15 protein-coding genes are annotated in these 18,610 nt (G+C 40.8%); 5 read left to right on the forward strand and 10 right to left on the reverse strand.

What is annotated here, in order from left to right:
* Positions 1-25: 25 nt before the first annotated feature.
* Complete coding sequence (locus B4G94_RS26210) at positions 26-1,234, reverse strand: CynX/NimT family MFS transporter (RefSeq protein ID WP_286863058.1); 1,209 nt, start codon at positions 1,232-1,234, stop codon at positions 26-28.
* Between the two features lie 153 nt (positions 1,235-1,387).
* Between B4G94_RS26210 and B4G94_RS26215 the strand changes: the two genes are divergently transcribed.
* From B4G94_RS26215 to B4G94_RS26225, 3 genes are all read left to right on the forward strand, one after another.
* A complete protein-coding gene (locus tag B4G94_RS26215; RefSeq protein ID WP_286863059.1) occupies positions 1,388-2,167 on the forward strand; it encodes a helix-turn-helix domain-containing protein in 780 nt (259 codons plus the stop codon).
* 849 nt (positions 2,168-3,016) lie between these two features.
* Complete coding sequence (locus B4G94_RS26220) at positions 3,017-4,327, forward strand: NYN domain-containing protein (protein ID WP_286863060.1); 1,311 nt, start codon at positions 3,017-3,019, stop codon at positions 4,325-4,327.
* Positions 4,328-4,620: 293 nt separating this feature from the next.
* Positions 4,621-4,983, forward strand: a complete 363-nt coding sequence (locus tag B4G94_RS26225) for a hypothetical protein (protein WP_286863061.1) — start codon at positions 4,621-4,623, stop codon at positions 4,981-4,983.
* A 120-nt stretch (positions 4,984-5,103) separates the two neighbouring features.
* On the opposite strand, the gene B4G94_RS26230 is transcribed toward B4G94_RS26225, so the two are convergent.
* A complete protein-coding gene (locus tag B4G94_RS26230; protein WP_286863062.1) occupies positions 5,104-5,769 on the reverse strand; it encodes a DUF2625 domain-containing protein in 666 nt (221 codons plus the stop codon).
* Between the two features lie 223 nt (positions 5,770-5,992).
* Between B4G94_RS26230 and B4G94_RS26235 the strand changes: the two genes are divergently transcribed.
* Positions 5,993-6,529, forward strand: a complete 537-nt coding sequence (locus B4G94_RS26235; RefSeq protein WP_286863063.1) for a YfiT family bacillithiol transferase — start codon at positions 5,993-5,995, stop codon at positions 6,527-6,529.
* A 249-nt stretch (positions 6,530-6,778) separates the two neighbouring features.
* On the opposite strand, the gene B4G94_RS26240 is transcribed toward B4G94_RS26235, so the two are convergent.
* The 3 genes from B4G94_RS26240 to B4G94_RS26250 all read right to left on the reverse strand — a co-directional run bounded on the left by B4G94_RS26240 (position 6,779) and on the right by B4G94_RS26250 (position 12,822).
* A complete protein-coding gene (locus B4G94_RS26240; protein WP_286863064.1) occupies positions 6,779-9,352 on the reverse strand; it encodes an SEL1-like repeat protein in 2,574 nt (857 codons plus the stop codon).
* A gap of 9 nt (positions 9,353-9,361) precedes the next feature.
* Positions 9,362-11,839, reverse strand: a complete 2,478-nt coding sequence (locus B4G94_RS26245; protein ID WP_286863065.1) for an SEL1-like repeat protein — start codon at positions 11,837-11,839, stop codon at positions 9,362-9,364.
* Positions 11,840-12,042: 203 nt separating this feature from the next.
* Positions 12,043-12,822: a hypothetical protein gene (locus B4G94_RS26250; RefSeq protein WP_286863066.1), complete on the reverse strand. Its 780-nt coding sequence runs from the start codon at positions 12,820-12,822 to the stop codon at positions 12,043-12,045.
* Between the two features lie 205 nt (positions 12,823-13,027).
* Between B4G94_RS26250 and B4G94_RS26255 the strand changes: the two genes are divergently transcribed.
* Entirely contained in the window at positions 13,028-13,603 is a 576-nt protein-coding gene (locus tag B4G94_RS26255; RefSeq protein ID WP_286863068.1) for a hypothetical protein, read from the forward strand.
* Positions 13,604-13,678: 75 nt separating this feature from the next.
* Here the strand turns inward: B4G94_RS26255 and B4G94_RS26260 are convergent, their stop codons facing one another.
* The 5 genes from B4G94_RS26260 to B4G94_RS26280 form a co-directional block, all read right to left on the reverse strand.
* The gene (locus B4G94_RS26260; protein WP_286863069.1) at positions 13,679-14,383 is read right to left on the reverse strand and encodes an NUDIX hydrolase; all 705 of its coding nucleotides are present in this window, start codon (positions 14,381-14,383) and stop codon (positions 13,679-13,681) included.
* A 4-nt stretch (positions 14,384-14,387) separates the two neighbouring features.
* Positions 14,388-15,302: a hypothetical protein gene (locus B4G94_RS26265; protein ID WP_286863070.1), complete on the reverse strand. Its 915-nt coding sequence runs from the start codon at positions 15,300-15,302 to the stop codon at positions 14,388-14,390.
* 101 nt (positions 15,303-15,403) lie between these two features.
* Complete coding sequence (gene nadE, locus B4G94_RS26270) at positions 15,404-16,186, reverse strand: NAD(+) synthase (RefSeq protein ID WP_108633161.1); 783 nt, start codon at positions 16,184-16,186, stop codon at positions 15,404-15,406.
* Positions 16,176-17,684 (reverse strand): nicotinate phosphoribosyltransferase, encoded by a 1,509-nt coding sequence (locus tag B4G94_RS26275; RefSeq protein ID WP_286863071.1) that lies wholly within the window; start codon positions 17,682-17,684, stop codon positions 16,176-16,178. The genes nadE and B4G94_RS26275 overlap by 11 nt, the downstream gene beginning before the upstream one ends.
* Positions 17,677-18,486 (reverse strand): phosphoribosyltransferase family protein, encoded by an 810-nt coding sequence (locus B4G94_RS26280; RefSeq protein WP_286863072.1) that lies wholly within the window; start codon positions 18,484-18,486, stop codon positions 17,677-17,679. The genes B4G94_RS26275 and B4G94_RS26280 overlap by 8 nt, the downstream gene beginning before the upstream one ends.
* Positions 18,487-18,610: the final 124 nt, after the last annotated feature.

The raw sequence follows: 18,610 nt of genomic DNA on the forward strand, positions 1-18,610 counted from the left end.
TTTATGAAGCACTGTTTTTACTGTTTCAAGATTCTTCCACGAATTTGTTTTCCGCTGCTTTTATTCCTGTAAGCAACAGGAGGATAATGCTACCGGCAAGAAAATAAAAAGAGTAATTCCAAGAGGGATCAACCTCGTGCAGTTTTCCAAAAATTGGTGGACCAAATGCAGCTATCAGATAACCGACCGACTGTGCCATTCCCGAAATTTTAATTGCATTTGCAGTGGTTTTTGCCCTTAAGCTAAAAAAGAGAATAGAAAGGCTAAAAGACAATCCATTGGAAAGTCCGAGCAATACGGCCGCAACATAAATCCCCTCAAGCTTAAACAGAAAGAAAATCAGTATACTGCCCAACATGCCAGCCGCAACAGCAACAGCCATTAACCGCTGATCTTTCATCCGGTGTGCAATAATAGGTCCGAAAAACATAATGGGAATCATCGCAATCTGAATCAGAAATAACAACCATCCCGTATCTTTAGCCGCCATTCCATAGTCGACCAATACCTTAGGTAACCAAGAAATCAAGCTATAATAAACCAATGATTGAATACCCATAAATATACTGATATACCAAGCCAATCTGGATCTAAAAATATGGCCAATACTGCTCTTAGATTGTTGCTTTTGGCCGGGAGCAGTATCTTTCGGTCCAGCGAATTGATCAAAAAAGACAGCGATAATTGTGAATATGGCCAATATGCCCCACAGCCCTAAAGAACCTTGCCATCCCAATCCTGTCCATTCCCCAATACGTAGGCTAAAGCCCGATGCAAATGCCGCGGTCAGATTCATTGCTACGGCAAAAATTCCCGTCATCAGTCCGATATGATGGGGGAAACTGGTTTTAATATAACCCGGTGCCACCACATTACCCACACATATTCCTAATCCGATCATAACAGAACCTACAAATAAAGAGCCTGTATCACCCCATACCCTGACAATGATCCCAACAGCGAGAATGATCAGCCCAAACAACAAAAAGCGATGCATTCCCAGAACATGAGAATACTTACTAACAGCAACCGAGCAAGTCGCAAACATAAAAAGAGGAATGGCGGTCAATAGACTGCTTTGAAAACTGTCCAATGTGAGGACCTCGCTGATCTGTCCCAAAACAGGTCCCACTGCTGTAATCGGCGACCTTAGGTTCGTGGACACCAAAATAATGACAAATACAGATAACCAGCTCCAGGTGACAGTATTTGATTTGTGTAAATTGCTATTCATAGAAATTAATTGTTTCTTGTGCATAATGCACACTGAATCCATTCCGCTGTGAAGCGGCAATATATCTTTATGGATTTCCCTACCATGATGATTTGCTGCAAAGATATGTTCAGTCATTTAATTAAATTTGCCATTGATTTAATTTATAACGACATGAGCTGTTCGAATCATATTGAAACTATTGAAGGGATCGAGAAATCTAATTTTGTCTGGTTTGAAGAAAATTGGATTCACGACAATGCCTTGCATACCCATCGGAAGGCACAGCTGATTTATGTCGAGCAAGGTTTCCAATACCTTACTGTGGCAGGAAAAATGTACCTACTCCCCCAAAATCATGTTGCATGGGTTCCCTCGAATGCGTTACATAAGACCAATTCGCATTCGGAAAGCATCAAGTTAATGATCCTTTTTTTCGATATCGAACAAGACGATCCATTTTTCGAAAACGTTCAGATATTCGCTGCCCCGAAAGTATTACGGGAAATGATCCGCTATGCTGAAAAGTGGTCAAAATTAACGGAAGAAAATGAAAACGAAAAAATCTTCCTGCGCGCGCTTCTCAATGAGCTTCCTGCATTCGGAGCGCGGTTATTACATTTGGAAATTACGCTGCCCAATGAAAATAGACTGCAGACAGTTTTAAGTCACTTGCATGACCACTATACCCATCCCATCAAAATGGAAGAGATTGCCCTGTTATCCAACCTTTCCTTACGTACCATCGAACGATTGTTTAAAAAAGAAACAGGAATGACACTTGTCAAGTACCAACAATTGCTTCGGATCATTAAAAGCCTTGAGCTTTTAAGTATGGGCGAACTGACCATATCTCAAATCGCTTATAAAGTGGGCTATCAAAGCATACAAGCTTTCACCAATAGCTTTTATACCGTTATGGGCTATCGCCCATCTGCATTTATTCAGCGTTGATCACCGGTTGCACGCTCTCGGCAGCGCGTCTTATATCATTTTAATTTCATCTGCTTTTTTTCAAACTTCTGCGACCATGACCTGCTCCATTGCGAAACCTTCCGTACCATATTTGGTAAAGGAAAATACCTGATTGATACCAACCTTTATAGTAACCTAGTAATTACTGGGGTTTTACAGGGGGTTTACAGGGGTATAACAGGGGTAGATCCCTTTTATACCCCTATTAATATGGTTTAAATATAGTGTTATTTCGATTTTAAATACGGTTTTGGCCTTATCTTGATATAAAGTTGGATCACGGTAATTATTAAGTTTATAAATGTGGTTTCGAATTAAAATCTGGAACGATGGTCAATTTTTACCTAAGATCATATACCGGCAATACGGATAGCGAACCTCAGATGATCGCTATTTTTGAAATCAGGATAGCAAACGGAGTCTGTAGTTTTTTAGCCACAAAAATAATTGCTCAATAAAAAAAAATTAAACAATACTTGCATAAGTGTGAAAAACACACTATCTTTGTATCATCATAATTTAGGTTTATAATTGGTTATTTAAGGTTTTCATTCTCCCCGTTTGAAAACCTTTTTTTGTTCCTACGCTTCTTCCTATTAAGCGCTATTTGATGTTCCTATTCCGATGCTCTTGTTATCATATTATTCATAAAAGAGGATAGGAAATCTTTCAAAATAGTGTCCCTCAGAAAATCATCACTCAAATTAAATTTTTAAAAAATTCAATAATTCTTCAACAATAACGTATTTTTAACCGTATGTTCAAAAAATAGGAAAATCCTATTGGTGGCGTACACATAATAATACATCGAAATATAATTAAACATATATGGCAGAACATGGGGATTTACAAATCGCAATATTAATCGATGCGGATAATGTTTCTTATCGAAAGATCGAAGAAATTCTGAACGAAGTCAAACGCTACGGTATTCCTACTATCAAACGGATCTACGGTGACTGGACAAATCCCTATGTCGAAAAATGGAAGGATAAGCTCCTCACCCATGCGATCACCCCTATCCAACAATACAGTTACACTCAGGGCAAAAACTCCACGGACTCGGCACTCATTATTGATGCGATGGACATCCTGCATTCCGACAGGGTTGATGGGTTCTGTATTGTATCAAGTGACAGTGACTTTACTAGGCTGGCGACACGGTTAAGAGAATCCGGCAAATTGGTGATCGGTATCGGAGAGAAAAAGACGCCGAAGCCTTTCATCGCTTCTTGCGACAAATTTATTTATGTTGAGATCTTTGAAAAGAATCCAAAGAAAGAACCTAACACAAAGAAAAAACAGCAAAATCAGCCCAAACCTGTCCCTGTAGACAATCCAACCAGTATAGCTGTGCTTGATGAAGAGACGCTGGAATTATTAAAAGATACTGTTGATGACACCGCAGATGAAAATGGCTGGGCATTTTTAGGGGAAATTGGCAGCCTTTTCAATAAAAGAAAACCAGATTTTGATGCGCGAAACTATGGTTACGATAAAATGTCCCACCTTTTTAAAGCCTATACAGAAGATTTTGAAATCGAAGAACGTAATACGGACAAATCGCGTATAAAACATTATTATATTCGAAATATTATCAAAAGACCTTTATCTGCCGCCGCCCCTTCACCAACCGCTGAAGACAAAAAAACAGTATCGACTACTGATGCAAAATCGCAGGAAGTTTCGGCAAAACCTGCCAATCAAAATGCAAGAAAAAAAGGCCGCCAAAATAAAAAGCCTCAAGATACAGTAACAACGGAAAATCCTCCGAAAGAGGTTGCAGCAGTTCAACAGAAAGATGAACAACAAGTAGTAGAAAACATAGCTCAAAATGATTCTCCCAATCGTATGTTATTTCCAGCAGCAGGAAATAAAATTACAGCGGATGATGCAAAAAAATCGCAAATCAGAATTACGAAAGATTTTAAGCCTTTATTTCCAGCAAAATCACAAAAGCTCCGGATCGTGATCGATTCCAATGAGTATGAATGCAATTTCACTTACCGTGGTCGTGGATTCCATGTCCTTAAACTAGGGAAAGAAGCAGCTACACAGCTTGGACTTGCAGAAGGAATTCAACTGGAAATAACGAAACTCAACGAGCATACCTATGCGCTCCAAAATCAACCCAGCTAGGATGACTTTTTATTGAGTAAAAAAAGACATGATTGCTGATCGAAGGAAAAGATAATCGTTCGGTCAGCAGTCAATATAGATTCTCCTTCCCTTCTCGCTCGCTATAAAATTCCCTGAAAACTGCTAGAATATCCTTCCTATTTCCAGTTATATTTGTAACTATCCGAGAGGCTCCAATTTTTTGGGGAAATAATCTACGGTCTAAAAAGAATTCTTTACGTGCTAGATGGTTGGTCTGATTGCCGAAATGTAAATCTTCGATGATGAAAATGAGTCTATATTTTGTAATAACAATGTTTTTATCTATTCTCCTGTTGCTAGCCTGTGATCCTGTACGAACGATCCAGATTGAAGCAAAGAAAAAGGATACACATATTTTAGTATACCTGAAATCAACTGACAGCAAGCACGTCGGAATTTCTTCGAAAACAAATCCCATTGATGTATCGCTGCATACGAATCCGCAATTCAGGCAGCATTTTTCAATTGGAAAATGGGATGGAACCTCGATTAAATACTTATTGGTCGATCAAATTGATTCGATAGTCATGCTAAACAGACAGCAAAAACAAGCTTATACAACGCCGATATCTATTCAGCAATATTTAATATCTAAACGAAAGATGTTTTCAAAGCATGTAATCCAGATAAAATAATCTGTTTATGTCCAATAAAATCGTCTATCTCGCACATGGACAAGCTGATTCGCTGATAAATTTCCAACTAAACCAGCGTTAGGAAAACGGTGACCATCAAGCCTGCTAACTGCTAAAAAGCTATCTTCCACCAGCAAATTCCATTGTAAAATGGTAGTTTTCATCGATCGGAACAACTTTTCTATCAACCTTCCGAAAATCGCGGGCCTGTTCCGTCCACAAAAAAGGATAAAATGAAAATACTTGATTGCCATCCAATTTTTGCACATCATCGGCCCAATCCTTCCATTTAAATGTTTCATAAAATTGACGGATATCCCCCTTCAGTGTCCAATAAATAAAATCAGAATAGCCGCACTCTAAGCTTTCCCATTCCAAGGTATCCTGTGCAAAATAATAGACCTGTCCTATGCCCTCGCCCAAAGCCCCCGCATTAATCGCAAAATAGCCACCCAAAACATCATCGGCAATTAATAGAAAACCACCTTTCTCTCCTTCTTTGTCAAAACTCTTTCCTTTGTTCCACTCCATAATACCCCGATTCAATTTAACTGAACCCGAACCCAATATCCGTAGCCACCCATTGTCAATCAGTATTCCTCCGGTTTGATGAATTATAGCGCCCATAGGTGATTTTGTAGTGATCTGAGCTCTTAGCAGCTCCTCATCTGCACGTTTTGCATTTCTGGGCAGTACCTCATAAGGATTGCTAGCTCCCTTCATCCATTCTTCGACCAGGCTCCATCCTGAATCTGTCGGATTAATCAACTCATTTAAACTCTTCATTCCTTGTGCTTTATATCCAAAACAAACCGTCCTTACCTATTTTCCTAACTCATCGATTATAGAAAAAAAATAAAGTGATGCATCTCGCATTGCCGAAATTACTATAATTCTTCCTGTCATCCAAATCACATAGGTAGGTTTGTTAAAGTCCAAAAGATGATCTGACCGTTACTTTACACATAAAACATACGAACCTTCAAGCAATTTTCGTTAAATTTAAACCATGCAACATGAATTAGAAAAACTTCGGTATCCCATAGGCCGCTTTGCCGTACCAGATCAGATTAACAAGCAATTATTGAGCGATTGGATAAAAACAATTGCAGACTTCCCGACCCGCCTAAAATCGGAAGTCAGTGACCTACCGGATAGTGCATTGGAAAAACGATATCGCCCAGATGGCTGGACGATCAGACAGGTGGTGCATCATTGCGCAGATAGCCATATGAATAGCTTTGTCCGTTTCAAATTGGCCCTGACAGAAGATGACCCTACGATAAAACTCTATGAAGAAAACCTATGGGCCGAACTTCCGGATGCAAAACACAATCCGATAGAAAGCTCGCTGCGTCTATTGGAAGGTTTGCATCAACGTTGGGAGATTCTTTTGAAAAGTCTAAGTGATGAGCAACTTGAACGAGCCTTTATTCATCCGGTTACCAAACGATATATTTCACTTAAAGTAAATATTGGTCTATATGCCTGGCATTGTAATCACCATTTGATGCATATTGTCAACGCAAAAAATAGATCAGTCTAACGATAAAGTCCTATTTTCAGGAGCAGAGTATTGGATATACCCCTGCTCCTGAAACAAGTTATATGGAAACTACAACGATCGTGCCCACATCATAACGATTAAAGCGCCCAATGCAAGACCTATAATCCCCGAAATCAAAAATGTCCGTAGATAGTAGCCAAACGTTTGGGTCTTTTTCTGAAAGCATAAAGGCTAGGTCGATCAGCATACCTGTGAAATCTAAATTTGCAGAAGATAACATCGAGCAAGTTATTTTTTCTTTTTAAACAGTTTACTAAAAAAGGATGAACTACTATTTCCTTTAGGTTCGTCCTTTGCTTCTACTCTCCCACTTTTCTCATTCGCCCAAATCAACAATTCGGGTTCAATATCCAATTCGTGTTGTCGGGCAAAGTTCGACCAGTAGTCATGTTTTTCCTGATCCATAAAGTCGGGATCATTTTTATAATAACCCAATAAGCTCTCTGTAGCAGACTCATAGACACTATAATGATTTGCCCGCTCAAAATAATGAATGGCTTTTTTGCTGTCCTTTTTAAATTTTAAACCCGCATCATACATCAAACCGTAATAAATATTGGAATAGCTATCCGCTTTATCTTTCTTCAGATAAACAAGCAGACGGTCATAGTCATCTAAACTATAATAAATCGAAGCGATATTGCCATTATTTTCAACCAGTTTCAATTCCGCTTTTTTGTAGTAATCCAATGCTTTTTCAAGATCTTCTTCCACATAGGTCCCACTAAAATAGAAATAACCCAGATTGGATAATGCATAGCCATCCCCAAGATCAGCCGCTTCGGTATAAGCCTCAAAAGCTTTTTTTAGATCCGACGGATAGCCTATTCCATGCTGGTAAAGATAACCGATGCTATTCCAAGAAGCTGCATACCCCTTTCCGGCGGACCGCTCATAGTATGCAATTCCTTTTTTCAGGTCCAGAAAACGCTTATCTTCATTATCGATATCCGTATAGATATTACCGAGCTCATACATACTGCTTTCATTGTCCTGATCAGCTGAAAATGTAAAGTAACGGATAGCATTTTCGACGTCTCCATTTCTACAGTAATCCATGGCCATGTGATACAATGTATAACTATCATAGGCAGATTCAAAATCTACGCCCCGATCCGATTTCCACTGCGTAAAAAAATGGTCAAAAACCTCAAGTTCCTTTCCTTCCAGCTTGTCCAATGCCTTGATATAATATCCATACTGATCTTGGGGCACCTCTTCCAATCCTTCATATCCCTTATTAAACAGTTTGCCGTCGCGCAACATCATTAGATCTTGATAATGTCTTACACTACCACAGATAAAATCGAAGGATTCACTCAGTTCTTTGCTATCAGTATCGTAATAATAATATCCGCCCATCTGATCTTGCAGGATAAAATAGTCCATCAGCGCGTAGCTGATTGTGGCATAATGTCCTGACAATGGAAGCAGCCAGCTTTTAGTCTCTGTGTGATAGATTCCTCTTTCCGATTCGGTTTCAATGACATAACAATTATAGGCACCATTACCAAAATCTGCACCTCCCTGTATAGATTTAATCGTCAGATCTTGCAGAAGAAAATCCCGGCTGGCGAGGTCATACAGAAAATATTTGTCCGCTGTAAGGTAATACAATGCACTGAGCCCATTCATGGCATTTAGCACAGCCACATCTTTTACCAAAAGGGAACCGTCTGCCGCATGGACTGATTTCTTTTTTTTATTGTTTAAATTGACCGCGTAGAAATCAAACAACAATTCGTTTAAAACTCCTTCTGGATACTCGCCCAATAGAGCACCCTGATTGGAATAATATTTACGTAGTTTGCTGTTCGCTATCGGTTGGTAAATAAAGCCCTCGTAGTCTATTTCAAAAGGCTCATCGGAGCTCGTCGTATTCAAGCCCTTACCTTCAGCATCGATAATGTCATATTTTCCATCCAGCTGTCCCTGGTAGAATCCATAAGCAAAATCGTCCAAAACCGCATAGTTCAAGGGAATAATTGTAGCTCCAGTCTCCACGTCTACCAAGCCATATTTGCCCGCTAAACTCATTTTTCCTACAATATAACCATGGCCGCTCTGTACAGGCTCTGCAGAGGTGTACATACAAGGGATGGTCTCTTCGCCCTTTCTATTTATATAGCCAAACAAGCCTTCTTTCTCAACAACTGCAAAGCCATTGTAATCAAAGTCTCCGATCTCGTCATAACAGGGTTCGACTTTCACCTCACCCTTCGCATTTCGGATCCCCCAACATCCGTTTTCTTCAAAAAACTGGTTATCAAGACTATCAATCGCCTCCCTATTCCACCAGCCCAATCCATAGTTGCTCCACTCAGCTTCTAACATCGCTAAAAAGGAATCATAACCTGAGCGGCTCAAAATAGGATAAAGCGCTGATAACGACTGCTTCTCTATTGCTTTTTCGTAATACAGGTTCTTCTCCTGAATTTCAAATGCAAAATCCTTTGTTTGTTGGCTATGTTTGACCTCAGACATATTAAAAACATCACGCGCATTGATCTGGAAGCATTCAAATGGAAGTCCATGCAGAAAATCGAACATTTTTTCGATGGTCAACAGGACAGCAGCATTGGATATCAAGTTATACTCCTGCATAAGCAGATCGTAGAATTTCCTTAATTTTAAAATACCCGCTTCTTTTTCAGCATATACCAAGGTACCTTGCGCTTTTGGATTTGCGGCAAACAAAGGCAGCAACAAATCTGGAATGACATAGTTCCATTCACCCAAATAAGCATGAAAATACTCCTGATCTTTTTTATCTGTGTTATAAATATAAATTCGATGTGCCATATTCTTTTTTTATTCTTCAATATCAACCGCATTGTTTTTGGCAAAATCCAACCAAAAGTTGTATTTAGCGGAATCTGCAAACGCTCCATTTTTATAGTAATACAAGAGACGATTGACGGCATAAGCATAGGTCGCATTTTCGTTTGCCTGTTCATAGTAACGCAGTGCCTTCACCATACTCTGTTTTACGCCCCAGCCTTCTTCATACAAAATACCATAATAAATCGCAGCATATTGTCCGTCTTTATCCTTTTTAAGATAGCGTAATAAATTGGCGTAATCTTTCTGTTGGTAATAAATTTCGGCTACCTGCGCATCGTTATTGATACCTTCTTTTTCAGCCTGTTTAAAATAGTGTAAGGCCTGCACAAAATCCTGTTCCAGATATTCCCCTTCATAATACCAATTGCCAAGATTGCTCATCGCCTGCGTTTCCCCCAATGCCGCAGCTTTTTGGTAGGCCTCTAAGGCTTTGGGAATATCAAGCGGAAGGCCGAGGCCCGTAGCATATATGAACCCTAAGTTCGTCCAAGCCTGCGCATGATCCTGCGCTATGGCCTGTTCGTAGAAGCGAATCGCTTTAGGAATATCCAGAAAATCTTCATGATCTGTATCGCAATAGATATTGCCGAGAAGGTATTGGCAGTCAGCGCTACCTCGGGAGGCACCGATGGTCAACAAATGTATCGCCTCGTTTTTCTTACCGGCCCAATTTAGTTTCTGTGCTTTTTCGTATAGCGTCTCATTATCGAGATAAGATTCGTAGCCCGCCCCCTTTCGTTTGGTCCATGCTTGATAAAATTGTACAAAGTAATTCTGGTCAGCTCCCTGCAAATTATATTTTTCGGCATACAAACGGCCAAATGCTGTTTCAGGAAATTCCACAACATTTCGTTTTAGATCTACATAAAACAGCCTTTCTCCTTTAAATAAGAGTAAGAATTCACCTTCGCTTCGTTCCGGATGAGGATCATGAATCGGCGCACTGACATAATCATAAAGTTCGCTGCAGAAATTTACTTTTGTATCAAAATAGCGCATGCCTTCGGATTGCTGGATACGCATAAAGTCCATATAGCAATATTCGATTTTCTGATAAGCCCGATCAGGTTCGAGCAACCATTGATCAAGATGAGCTTCATATATTCCTTGCCCTTCAGCACAGGCGACAACAAAGACATCTTTTCGAAAGTTTTTAATGCTATCGACCAAGACTTTGTCAATGGTCCGATCGCCTAGGCGGAATAGGTCATGCGCAAGTGCGTAAATCTGCCATTGTTTATTTTTCAGGTAAGCGATACTGCGATAATCATCCAGAACGATGATCCGATCAATCTCTTCATCAAGCACGTTACCATCGGGCTTGATGACTGAAATCTTCCGCTGTAACTTGTTGGGTTTGATCCAAAAATAGGCGTTGGGAAGAGCCTGTAGGCTATCTTCCAGAAAACTGCCCAAATAGTGACCATCCATACGAAAGTATTTCCGCTTCATTGTACCTTTTTGCCGCTTATAAAAAAGCTTACTGTAATCGTATCCAAAAGGTTCATCCGCTGATTCGTCAATAACCTGTACCCCATCAGCAGCAAAAAGAAAATAGTCAGCGTCTTGCTTTGCGTTCAAAAAACCGTGGACAAACCAGTCCAATTTGTCATAAGCAGCAGGTAGGGAAAGTTGTTTGCTTGCAATGTGCAATACACCACGCTTGCCTTCGATTTCAACTTCCGCGTAATTAACACCATCGATAACACGCGCGTCAAATGCTTCAACGTACTGACAAGGTATAATTTCCTCTCCTTGCTCATTGATATAACCAAATAGGTTATCCAGCTGAACCACAGCAATCCCGGCTTCGTTGAACTCAAATATTTCATTATATTTTGCAACAGCCAGGATATTCCCAAGTCTGTCTTTCAATCCCTGTTTTCCATTTTCATCAAAGACTTCGGCCCCCGCCTGCTGAAAAGCATGTTCTTCCCAAAGACCCAAGCCATAGTTAATCCAGTCTGTCTCGAACATTTCCAGGAAAGTATGGTAGCCAGACAATCGCAAGATCTTCTGTAAAGGATCCAAACTTTGTTGCTCAAACGCCTGTGTATATACTGCTCCCGTCGTCCTGATCTCATCGACCCAGTCACTCGCCTGTTCCGTATGTTTTTCCACATTCATGTTGAAGACATCCCGTGCATCAATCCGAAAAGTATCGAACGGTAAACTTTCCAAAAACTCAAACATCTTATTGACGGGTTCCGTATATTTCCTTTTGTAATGCAATTGATAAACATCGGCAAGCAGCGCATAAAAATAGCGCAGTCTTGCAATACCATCTTCCTTATTGGCATAGAGCTGTGTACCCCTGGCATGGATACCCGAAGAAAATAGCGGGAGCATCAGGGCTGGAATTTCATAATTCCATTCGGCCAGATATGTTTCAAATGTTTCTTTTGTTTTGGAATTGACGTTATATATGTAAATGCGATGTGCCATAATCTGATTGTGCAATAGTCTTAAAATAGATGTATACTGTTTATCTCAATAGGATGAAAACGGTAAACACCACATCTAAAGCAGTAAAAATACAGCTATTATCAAATATTCCATTTAGCGGAAAACAGGGATTTTTTAAATAGGTACGGAAGGTGGTTTTACAGAAGCCCGAGCGATTGATAGACACCTTCATGGTGACGCTATCAATCTTCGGAAATAATATCTAGCCTATAAAAACCAGCTCGTTTGTCATGTGGTGCTCCATAGAAAAAATTCCGAAAGTACACCTGCTGATCGCCTTTCCAAAAGATCTCTTTTAATGTACATAGCTCAAAGTTGTCGTTCCAGTCCAGGGGAATCTGCGCGTAAGTCAGATAGCCTCCATTTTCCTTTTTTTGCAAAAAGTAACTGGAACATTCCTGCCCGTTAAACATGCCGTTCAACCTATATTTCTTATGTTTCGAAAAATAGACATAATCCAAATTACCGATCTCCTCGACGTCCCATTTTCCCTGACGCAAATCAAGTGCTTGATCTGTCGTATGACCACCTTCAAGCAGCATAACCTCCTCTGAAGGAAAATATTTCACAAACATATTCTCCAACAGATCAATGGCACCTTCTGTTTTTCCGGCCGATAGCAATCGACCATCATTAAATCGTACCAGAGCAATTAAATTTCCCTCCACAAGGGTGTCGACTTCCATGTCCTTACCCGGCGTATAACCTCCAAATTTGACACGTCCCTGCAACATCTTCTTTACGACATTTATGTCACTGACTGAAGCAATGGTATCTCTCCGGTAATCGGCCTGTTGTTGCTCCTTAAAAAAGCTGATGGAATCTATCTTATAAATTCTGATCATTTTATCCTGAAAGACAAGCGAGTCCACAGGTGTTTTCTTCGTTGGCGCAAGCTTTTCGGCGGAAATGTTCGTGGAAATGTTCGCAGCATTTTTTACCTGATTTCTTTGACATGCCATACACAACGTTAAAATAATGGCAGCGCAATAAAGTACTTTCTTCATAACTAAGTTACCCATAAGATATTTTGTCTAATATCGTATTTTAGCCACACAATACTAAAGATAACTCAATTTACGGGCCGTGACAATCAATATTCGACTTGTAAAGATTAAATAGTTAAATGTATATTAGGCTATTGATATTTAATAGACGATCATTGGTATGAAATTATATCCGACAATACTCTCCTTGCTGGTCTTGCTTTCTATATTCAGCTGTCATCCGGAAAAAAGAGGAGACAACGTTGTCCGCAAGCCTAGCGCAGCAGTCAAAGATACGCTCGTACAAAAGGAAACAGTAAAGGCGAAAGAAAAACCCTTATTGACCGCTACTGATCCTTTGAAAATTTTTCACAAACTCTATCCGATTGACATGCTAAAGCCCGAAAGCAAAGATACATTTAAAAAATATGGCATCGAATTTTCGGGTATCTGCTATTCCTGTGATCTAGCGGAGATCAAGGTCGAAAAAGATCTGGTCCAGTTTGTGAATGTCTGTGATTCGAATGAAATCTATCAACTCAGGAATTTCAGCTATACTGCCAACGACTCTACACTCCGTATAAAAACCGAGCGTTCCGAGTTTATCCTGAGGAAAGTTGAAAAAGAGCCAATTTTTGAACTAAAGATTATTGGCGAACCATTTCTTCTGAAAAACAAGAGAATCGCCAAATTCTACACACAGGATGGATTAATTAGCCAATTTGAAGTACATGACTGTGGCGACTTTCAAGGGTAACTGTGCCCTTCAATGGATATATCCACCAAGCATCATATTGACACGCATATGAGCATGGTGGATCGTTAACTGCGATCAGATTTCAAAGTAAAATCCGCTTTCCTTCAGTTCCTCGTATTTTACTTTGTCAAAACTATAGATTTTTGCTGCTCTAGCATGTCTATCCTTCTGCATGTCGCTATGGTCAATTAGCAAGCCCATGCTTAGCATCTTTTTACGAAAATTGCCTCGATCTATTGAACGCTGGAGGATTGTTTCATACAAGTTGTGTAGCTCAGGTAACGTAAATTGCGCTGGCAGCAGTTCAAATCCGATCGGTTGGTAACGGATTTTACCTTTCAGCCGTTCGACCGCAACAGACAAGATCTGCTGATGATCAAATGCCAGGTCAGCCACCTCTTCTAAACTAAACCATTGCACCGCATCGATGTCAAGTCCCGCCTCTAGCGTATATTCGGTCGGCTTGACCAAGGCAAAATAAGCTACACTGATGACCCGTCCCCGTGGGTCGCGGTTCAGCTCTGAGAAAGTATAAAGTTGCTCAAGAAAGATATTACTTAGCCCGGCTTCTTCGGACAGTTTACGCAGCGCACATTCATCCGCAGTTTCATCTTCCCGGATAAAACCACCGGGAAATGCCCATTTCCCTAAATAAGGTTCTATCGCCCGTTTGGTCAATAACAGTTTAAGCTGATTTTTCTCAAAACCAAAGATCACACAATCGACTGTAACTGCAGGCCTTGGATAATCGTAGGTGTATTTTTTTTGAGCGGTAGCCATCGTCTTATAAAATTATGTCAGTGGACTTTTTAATTTGTATACCATACTTTTCATGTAGTGACTCAAAGGCTTGTCGCGTAGACTCTTCGAAACCCGCAATAGGTGACATACAGTCAATCAGTAAGGTAATGCGGGAGGTAATCGCTTTGTCCTTCGCAAAATATTCCAATATCTGCATTGCAGAGGCCAATACACAGTGACTTGATGCCTGCCCAGCAATATAAATTGCATCATAAGCCCGAATAGCTTCAAGTACAGCGTGATTGACAAATTTATTGTTATCATATTCAGCCTTGATAATGCCATACATTTCAGTATAGGGATCCTGTCCTTTATAGACTAAGAGAGGTTTGGACTGGCGCAGGGCACTGTGAAAATAGAGCATATTGGCAAACTGGCTTTCCAGTTGCCCTCCGTAGCTACCCTCCAGGCAATGATATGGCCAGATGCACAGTTCTTTTTTCCCTTCGGTTTCCAAATTTTTAAGATAAGCCAATGAACGTTCCAGTGTATCCGCATTGGAAACAGTCCAGGTCCCACCCACAAGATCCCGATAACGGATGACTGTAAATGGTTTAGGCTGATTTCCTTTCTTATCCACCCACCAGTCTGCATGAAAGATCTGTAGTAGCGAATGACAGTCGAGGCTGCACATAACCTGGGTCAGAGAAGCCATATTGTTGTACATCCATTGGGTCAGCCGGTGTACATCAGCACGCGAACCAGCTACTGGTAGACTGCCAATGGATTCCATAAAATCGTTTTGTATGTCAATAGCCAAAAGCAGTGTCCGTTTTTTATCGGTAGAAGCGGGCAGGATTTGCTCCTGCCCTACCAATGACAATATGGACGGAATATGATCCCTTTTTTCGGATGCTATATGTCTTACATCAACGATCTGTTCGTATCTTGTTTTCATCTGTCAGTAATTCAATATTTATGTATTGTATGTGTTCAATTTCACATTCTTTTAGGTGATAAAATTTTAAACCTAACTGATTTCCAGCTTTAATTTTTTTATCAGCCCTTAAATGTTGGAATTGCAGCAAACTTATGGGCAGACTGTTGTTGACGTCTATGGATCAGTTCATCTATCGCTGGTTCTCCGGATGTTCCGGTCAGAATAAATGCGTCAATCTGTGCATAGCTCATTCCCAGCTCCTCTTCATCCGTCTGTCCTTCCCATAGCCCTGCTGAAGGACTCTTATCTTGAATGGATTCGGGGACACCCAGATATTTTGCTAGTGTATATACTTCTTGTTTGGTCACCATGGCCAGGGGGTTAAGATCATAAGCACCATCTCCCCATTTGGTAAAGTAACCCACAGTCGCTTCGGCCATATTACCGGTACCGATCACAAAACGGCTTCCCAATTGTGCAAATTGATAGAGATAAGTCATGCGGACCCGCGGCCGGATATTGGCCAAACTCAAGACACGGTTGGATTCACTAGAAGCTGCAATATAAGCTTCATTATTGATGGTCAGCGCATCGACCGCAGGCTTGATATCAAAGATATGGTAAGGGAAATTAAATTTTTCGATAAGCTCCATGCCATGTGCATGGCTCTTGCTATTATTCATGTCACTACCATAGGGCATCATGATCAAATGGACATCCACGTTGGCCAAATGACATAGGCAAGCAACCACACTACAGTCAATACCGCCACTCATGCCAAGCACCAAACCTTGACGGTTTGCCGCATTCACCTGTCCCGCAATCCATGATGCCATTTGTTGTGCATACTGTTCGACGTTTTCATCATTGATGAAAAACGGTTTTCTTAGGTTATTTTCCATATACTCTTATTGATTCTGTTTGTAATCTGTTTCTTATTTCCTTAAAACTAACGGGCCTGACAAATGCTCCGTCCAAAAAGCACTCTTTAAGCAAGTTGCTATCGTTCAATTGTTCGACGGTCGTTGGATTGAGATTATCTATCAAGCGAAAATCATTGTCTTCGAATACGACAGCAACGATGCCCTTTTGGGATTTCTTAAAATTTCCGGTATCTGTGGCCGGTCTTTTCTGAATAGCTTTAAACTGACCGTCAACAATTTCGGCCGTTCCCTTTAAGGCAAATCCAAAGGTATCTCTTGTCAAATACTGATAGGTATAAGATCCTATTCCAAGCGCCGTATTGGTCGAGGCAAAACCTTTAGCCATCAAACCTTCGCAGATCTTAGCTGCCCGTTCCACGGTGATGGAATCGCCATACACAACACCGATATGCGGATCAAGTTCTTTGAAACCTTTCGCATTAACTGTCCCGCCAAAGAGTTCAAATAATCGCTCGACAATCCCCTTTTGAACTGTTTCATGGTCTGCCAGCGGATCACCACAGATAATCTTAACAGGGTCGCCACTATCCGGCCGAATGATAACTTTACCTTCCCGCCCCATGATCAAATCTTTCAATTGTGGCAATACATGATCCACAACATGCCATAGGTCATAGGTATCGGACACAATCGAAATGTTACCACTCGGATAGACCTCCGTAATCAAATGGCGGAAGGCCTCTACTTCGTGTTCACCGTAAGAACACATTACACTATGTTCTGTGGATGGTGTATACATCATGACGTCGTCTGTTGCACCATAATAGGTTTTGAGGTATTCCCGAACCGAGAGTGTTGCCGAAACACCAAAACTCAGTAAATGGCCGCCCGCAGTGCGATAAGCTGTTTCCGGTGATCCCATACCGCGCATGGAGAAGTCTCCGGCCTGTGTAAATACCTTATTGACATCGCCTGTTTTTTCTGCAAAGCCCATCAACAATCTTTTGTATTGATCGGCAATAGTTGCAGCAGTCATCGGGGACCAGATATAGGCAGAGAGTTGCGTTTCGAGGTAACCCGGTAACCAGAAGAAATCCGGGTGGGTATTCTCGATCGTAAACATAGGCACCCCTATAGGCACGAGACTCCCTTCCTTCAAAGCTTTCACCTTGATCGGAAGGTAACCCAAGCGGTGTAAATCGCGTATATGTTGTGACTGATGTGTGTCCGCAAAATTACGGTTGGTCATCGCGAACACTTCGCGGATGGCTTCTTCGTATTGTGCGACAACAGCATCCTCCGGCTGAGCGAAGAAATATTCATCGAAAGAATTGCTGATCTCGGCCAGGGCACCCTGCAAGCCGAAGAAGACAACATGGCTTACTCCTGGGATCCGTGACATCCGGGGAGTCCAGGTTTCGTAAACCCACGCTGTATGTGCCGGATACTGATCTTTGTGACACAATTTGTAACCGTCCGTCCAGAGAATCGGATTTTTGCTCATCGATCTAAACATAGCTTTCAGTTGTTAAGTTGATATAATTTAATTTTGGATGCATGGTGTTCATCATCGAATCTGTCGTGAAAACAAGGTCGATTGGTGAATCTTCATCCAGTAAAGCCCCCTTGAAAACCCTTGGCTCACAGTGTGTCACCAACAGATAGATTTCACTTGCTCCCATCTCCTTTAGAATTTTTCCCGCCCAAAGAAACGTTCCTCCCGCAGAACATAAGTCATCGACAATAATGCATTTCGCCCCCTTTTCAATGTTTCCTATTTTCAATTCCATCGCTTCGATACGCCCCGTTTGCGGATTGCGTTGTTTTTCAAAGACACAGGCATCGTCGTAACCGCTATTTAGATAGCGTGCCGCCGCCCCTTTATCCGGAAATACTATGCGGTCATTGTCCGAGAATTTCAGTTTTTCCATCAGTTTCGGCAGCCAATCCAAAGCAGGATAGATCGCTATGCTATTTTCCAATAATGTGAGGGTTGTTTCGGAATGTGGCTCAACAACATAAACCTTATCAAAATGTAAACTATTGATAAATGCAGCGACATATTTTAGCGTAAATAGGTCCCCCTCAATTTTACGGTCCATACGACTGTAAGGCATATAACGAATCCATAATTGACAGCTTGCCCCTGCTTCTTCAAGTCGCTTCCTGACAAAAAACAAACGAATCAAATCGCCATCTTCCTGATAGGTAAATTCAAGCAGGTTTTCCGCTTTGATCAACTGATCGAAATCCTTCACCTTCGTTTCCCCATTGGGAAACTGTTCGGTGATAAGCTGATGTTTATTTAATATAATCATTTTTCATTTTTTACAACCACTCTATTTGAGTACTTTTTACTCAACAAAGATGCGCATTATTTTTATTTCACCAAAGTTTATTGAGTAAAAAATACTCAACAAACCCACACTAAAACATAATTAT

It is taken from the genome of Sphingobacterium sp. UBA7625, assembly GCF_002484085.1.
Taxonomy (GTDB): domain Bacteria; phylum Bacteroidota; class Bacteroidia; order Sphingobacteriales; family Sphingobacteriaceae; genus Sphingobacterium; species Sphingobacterium athyrii.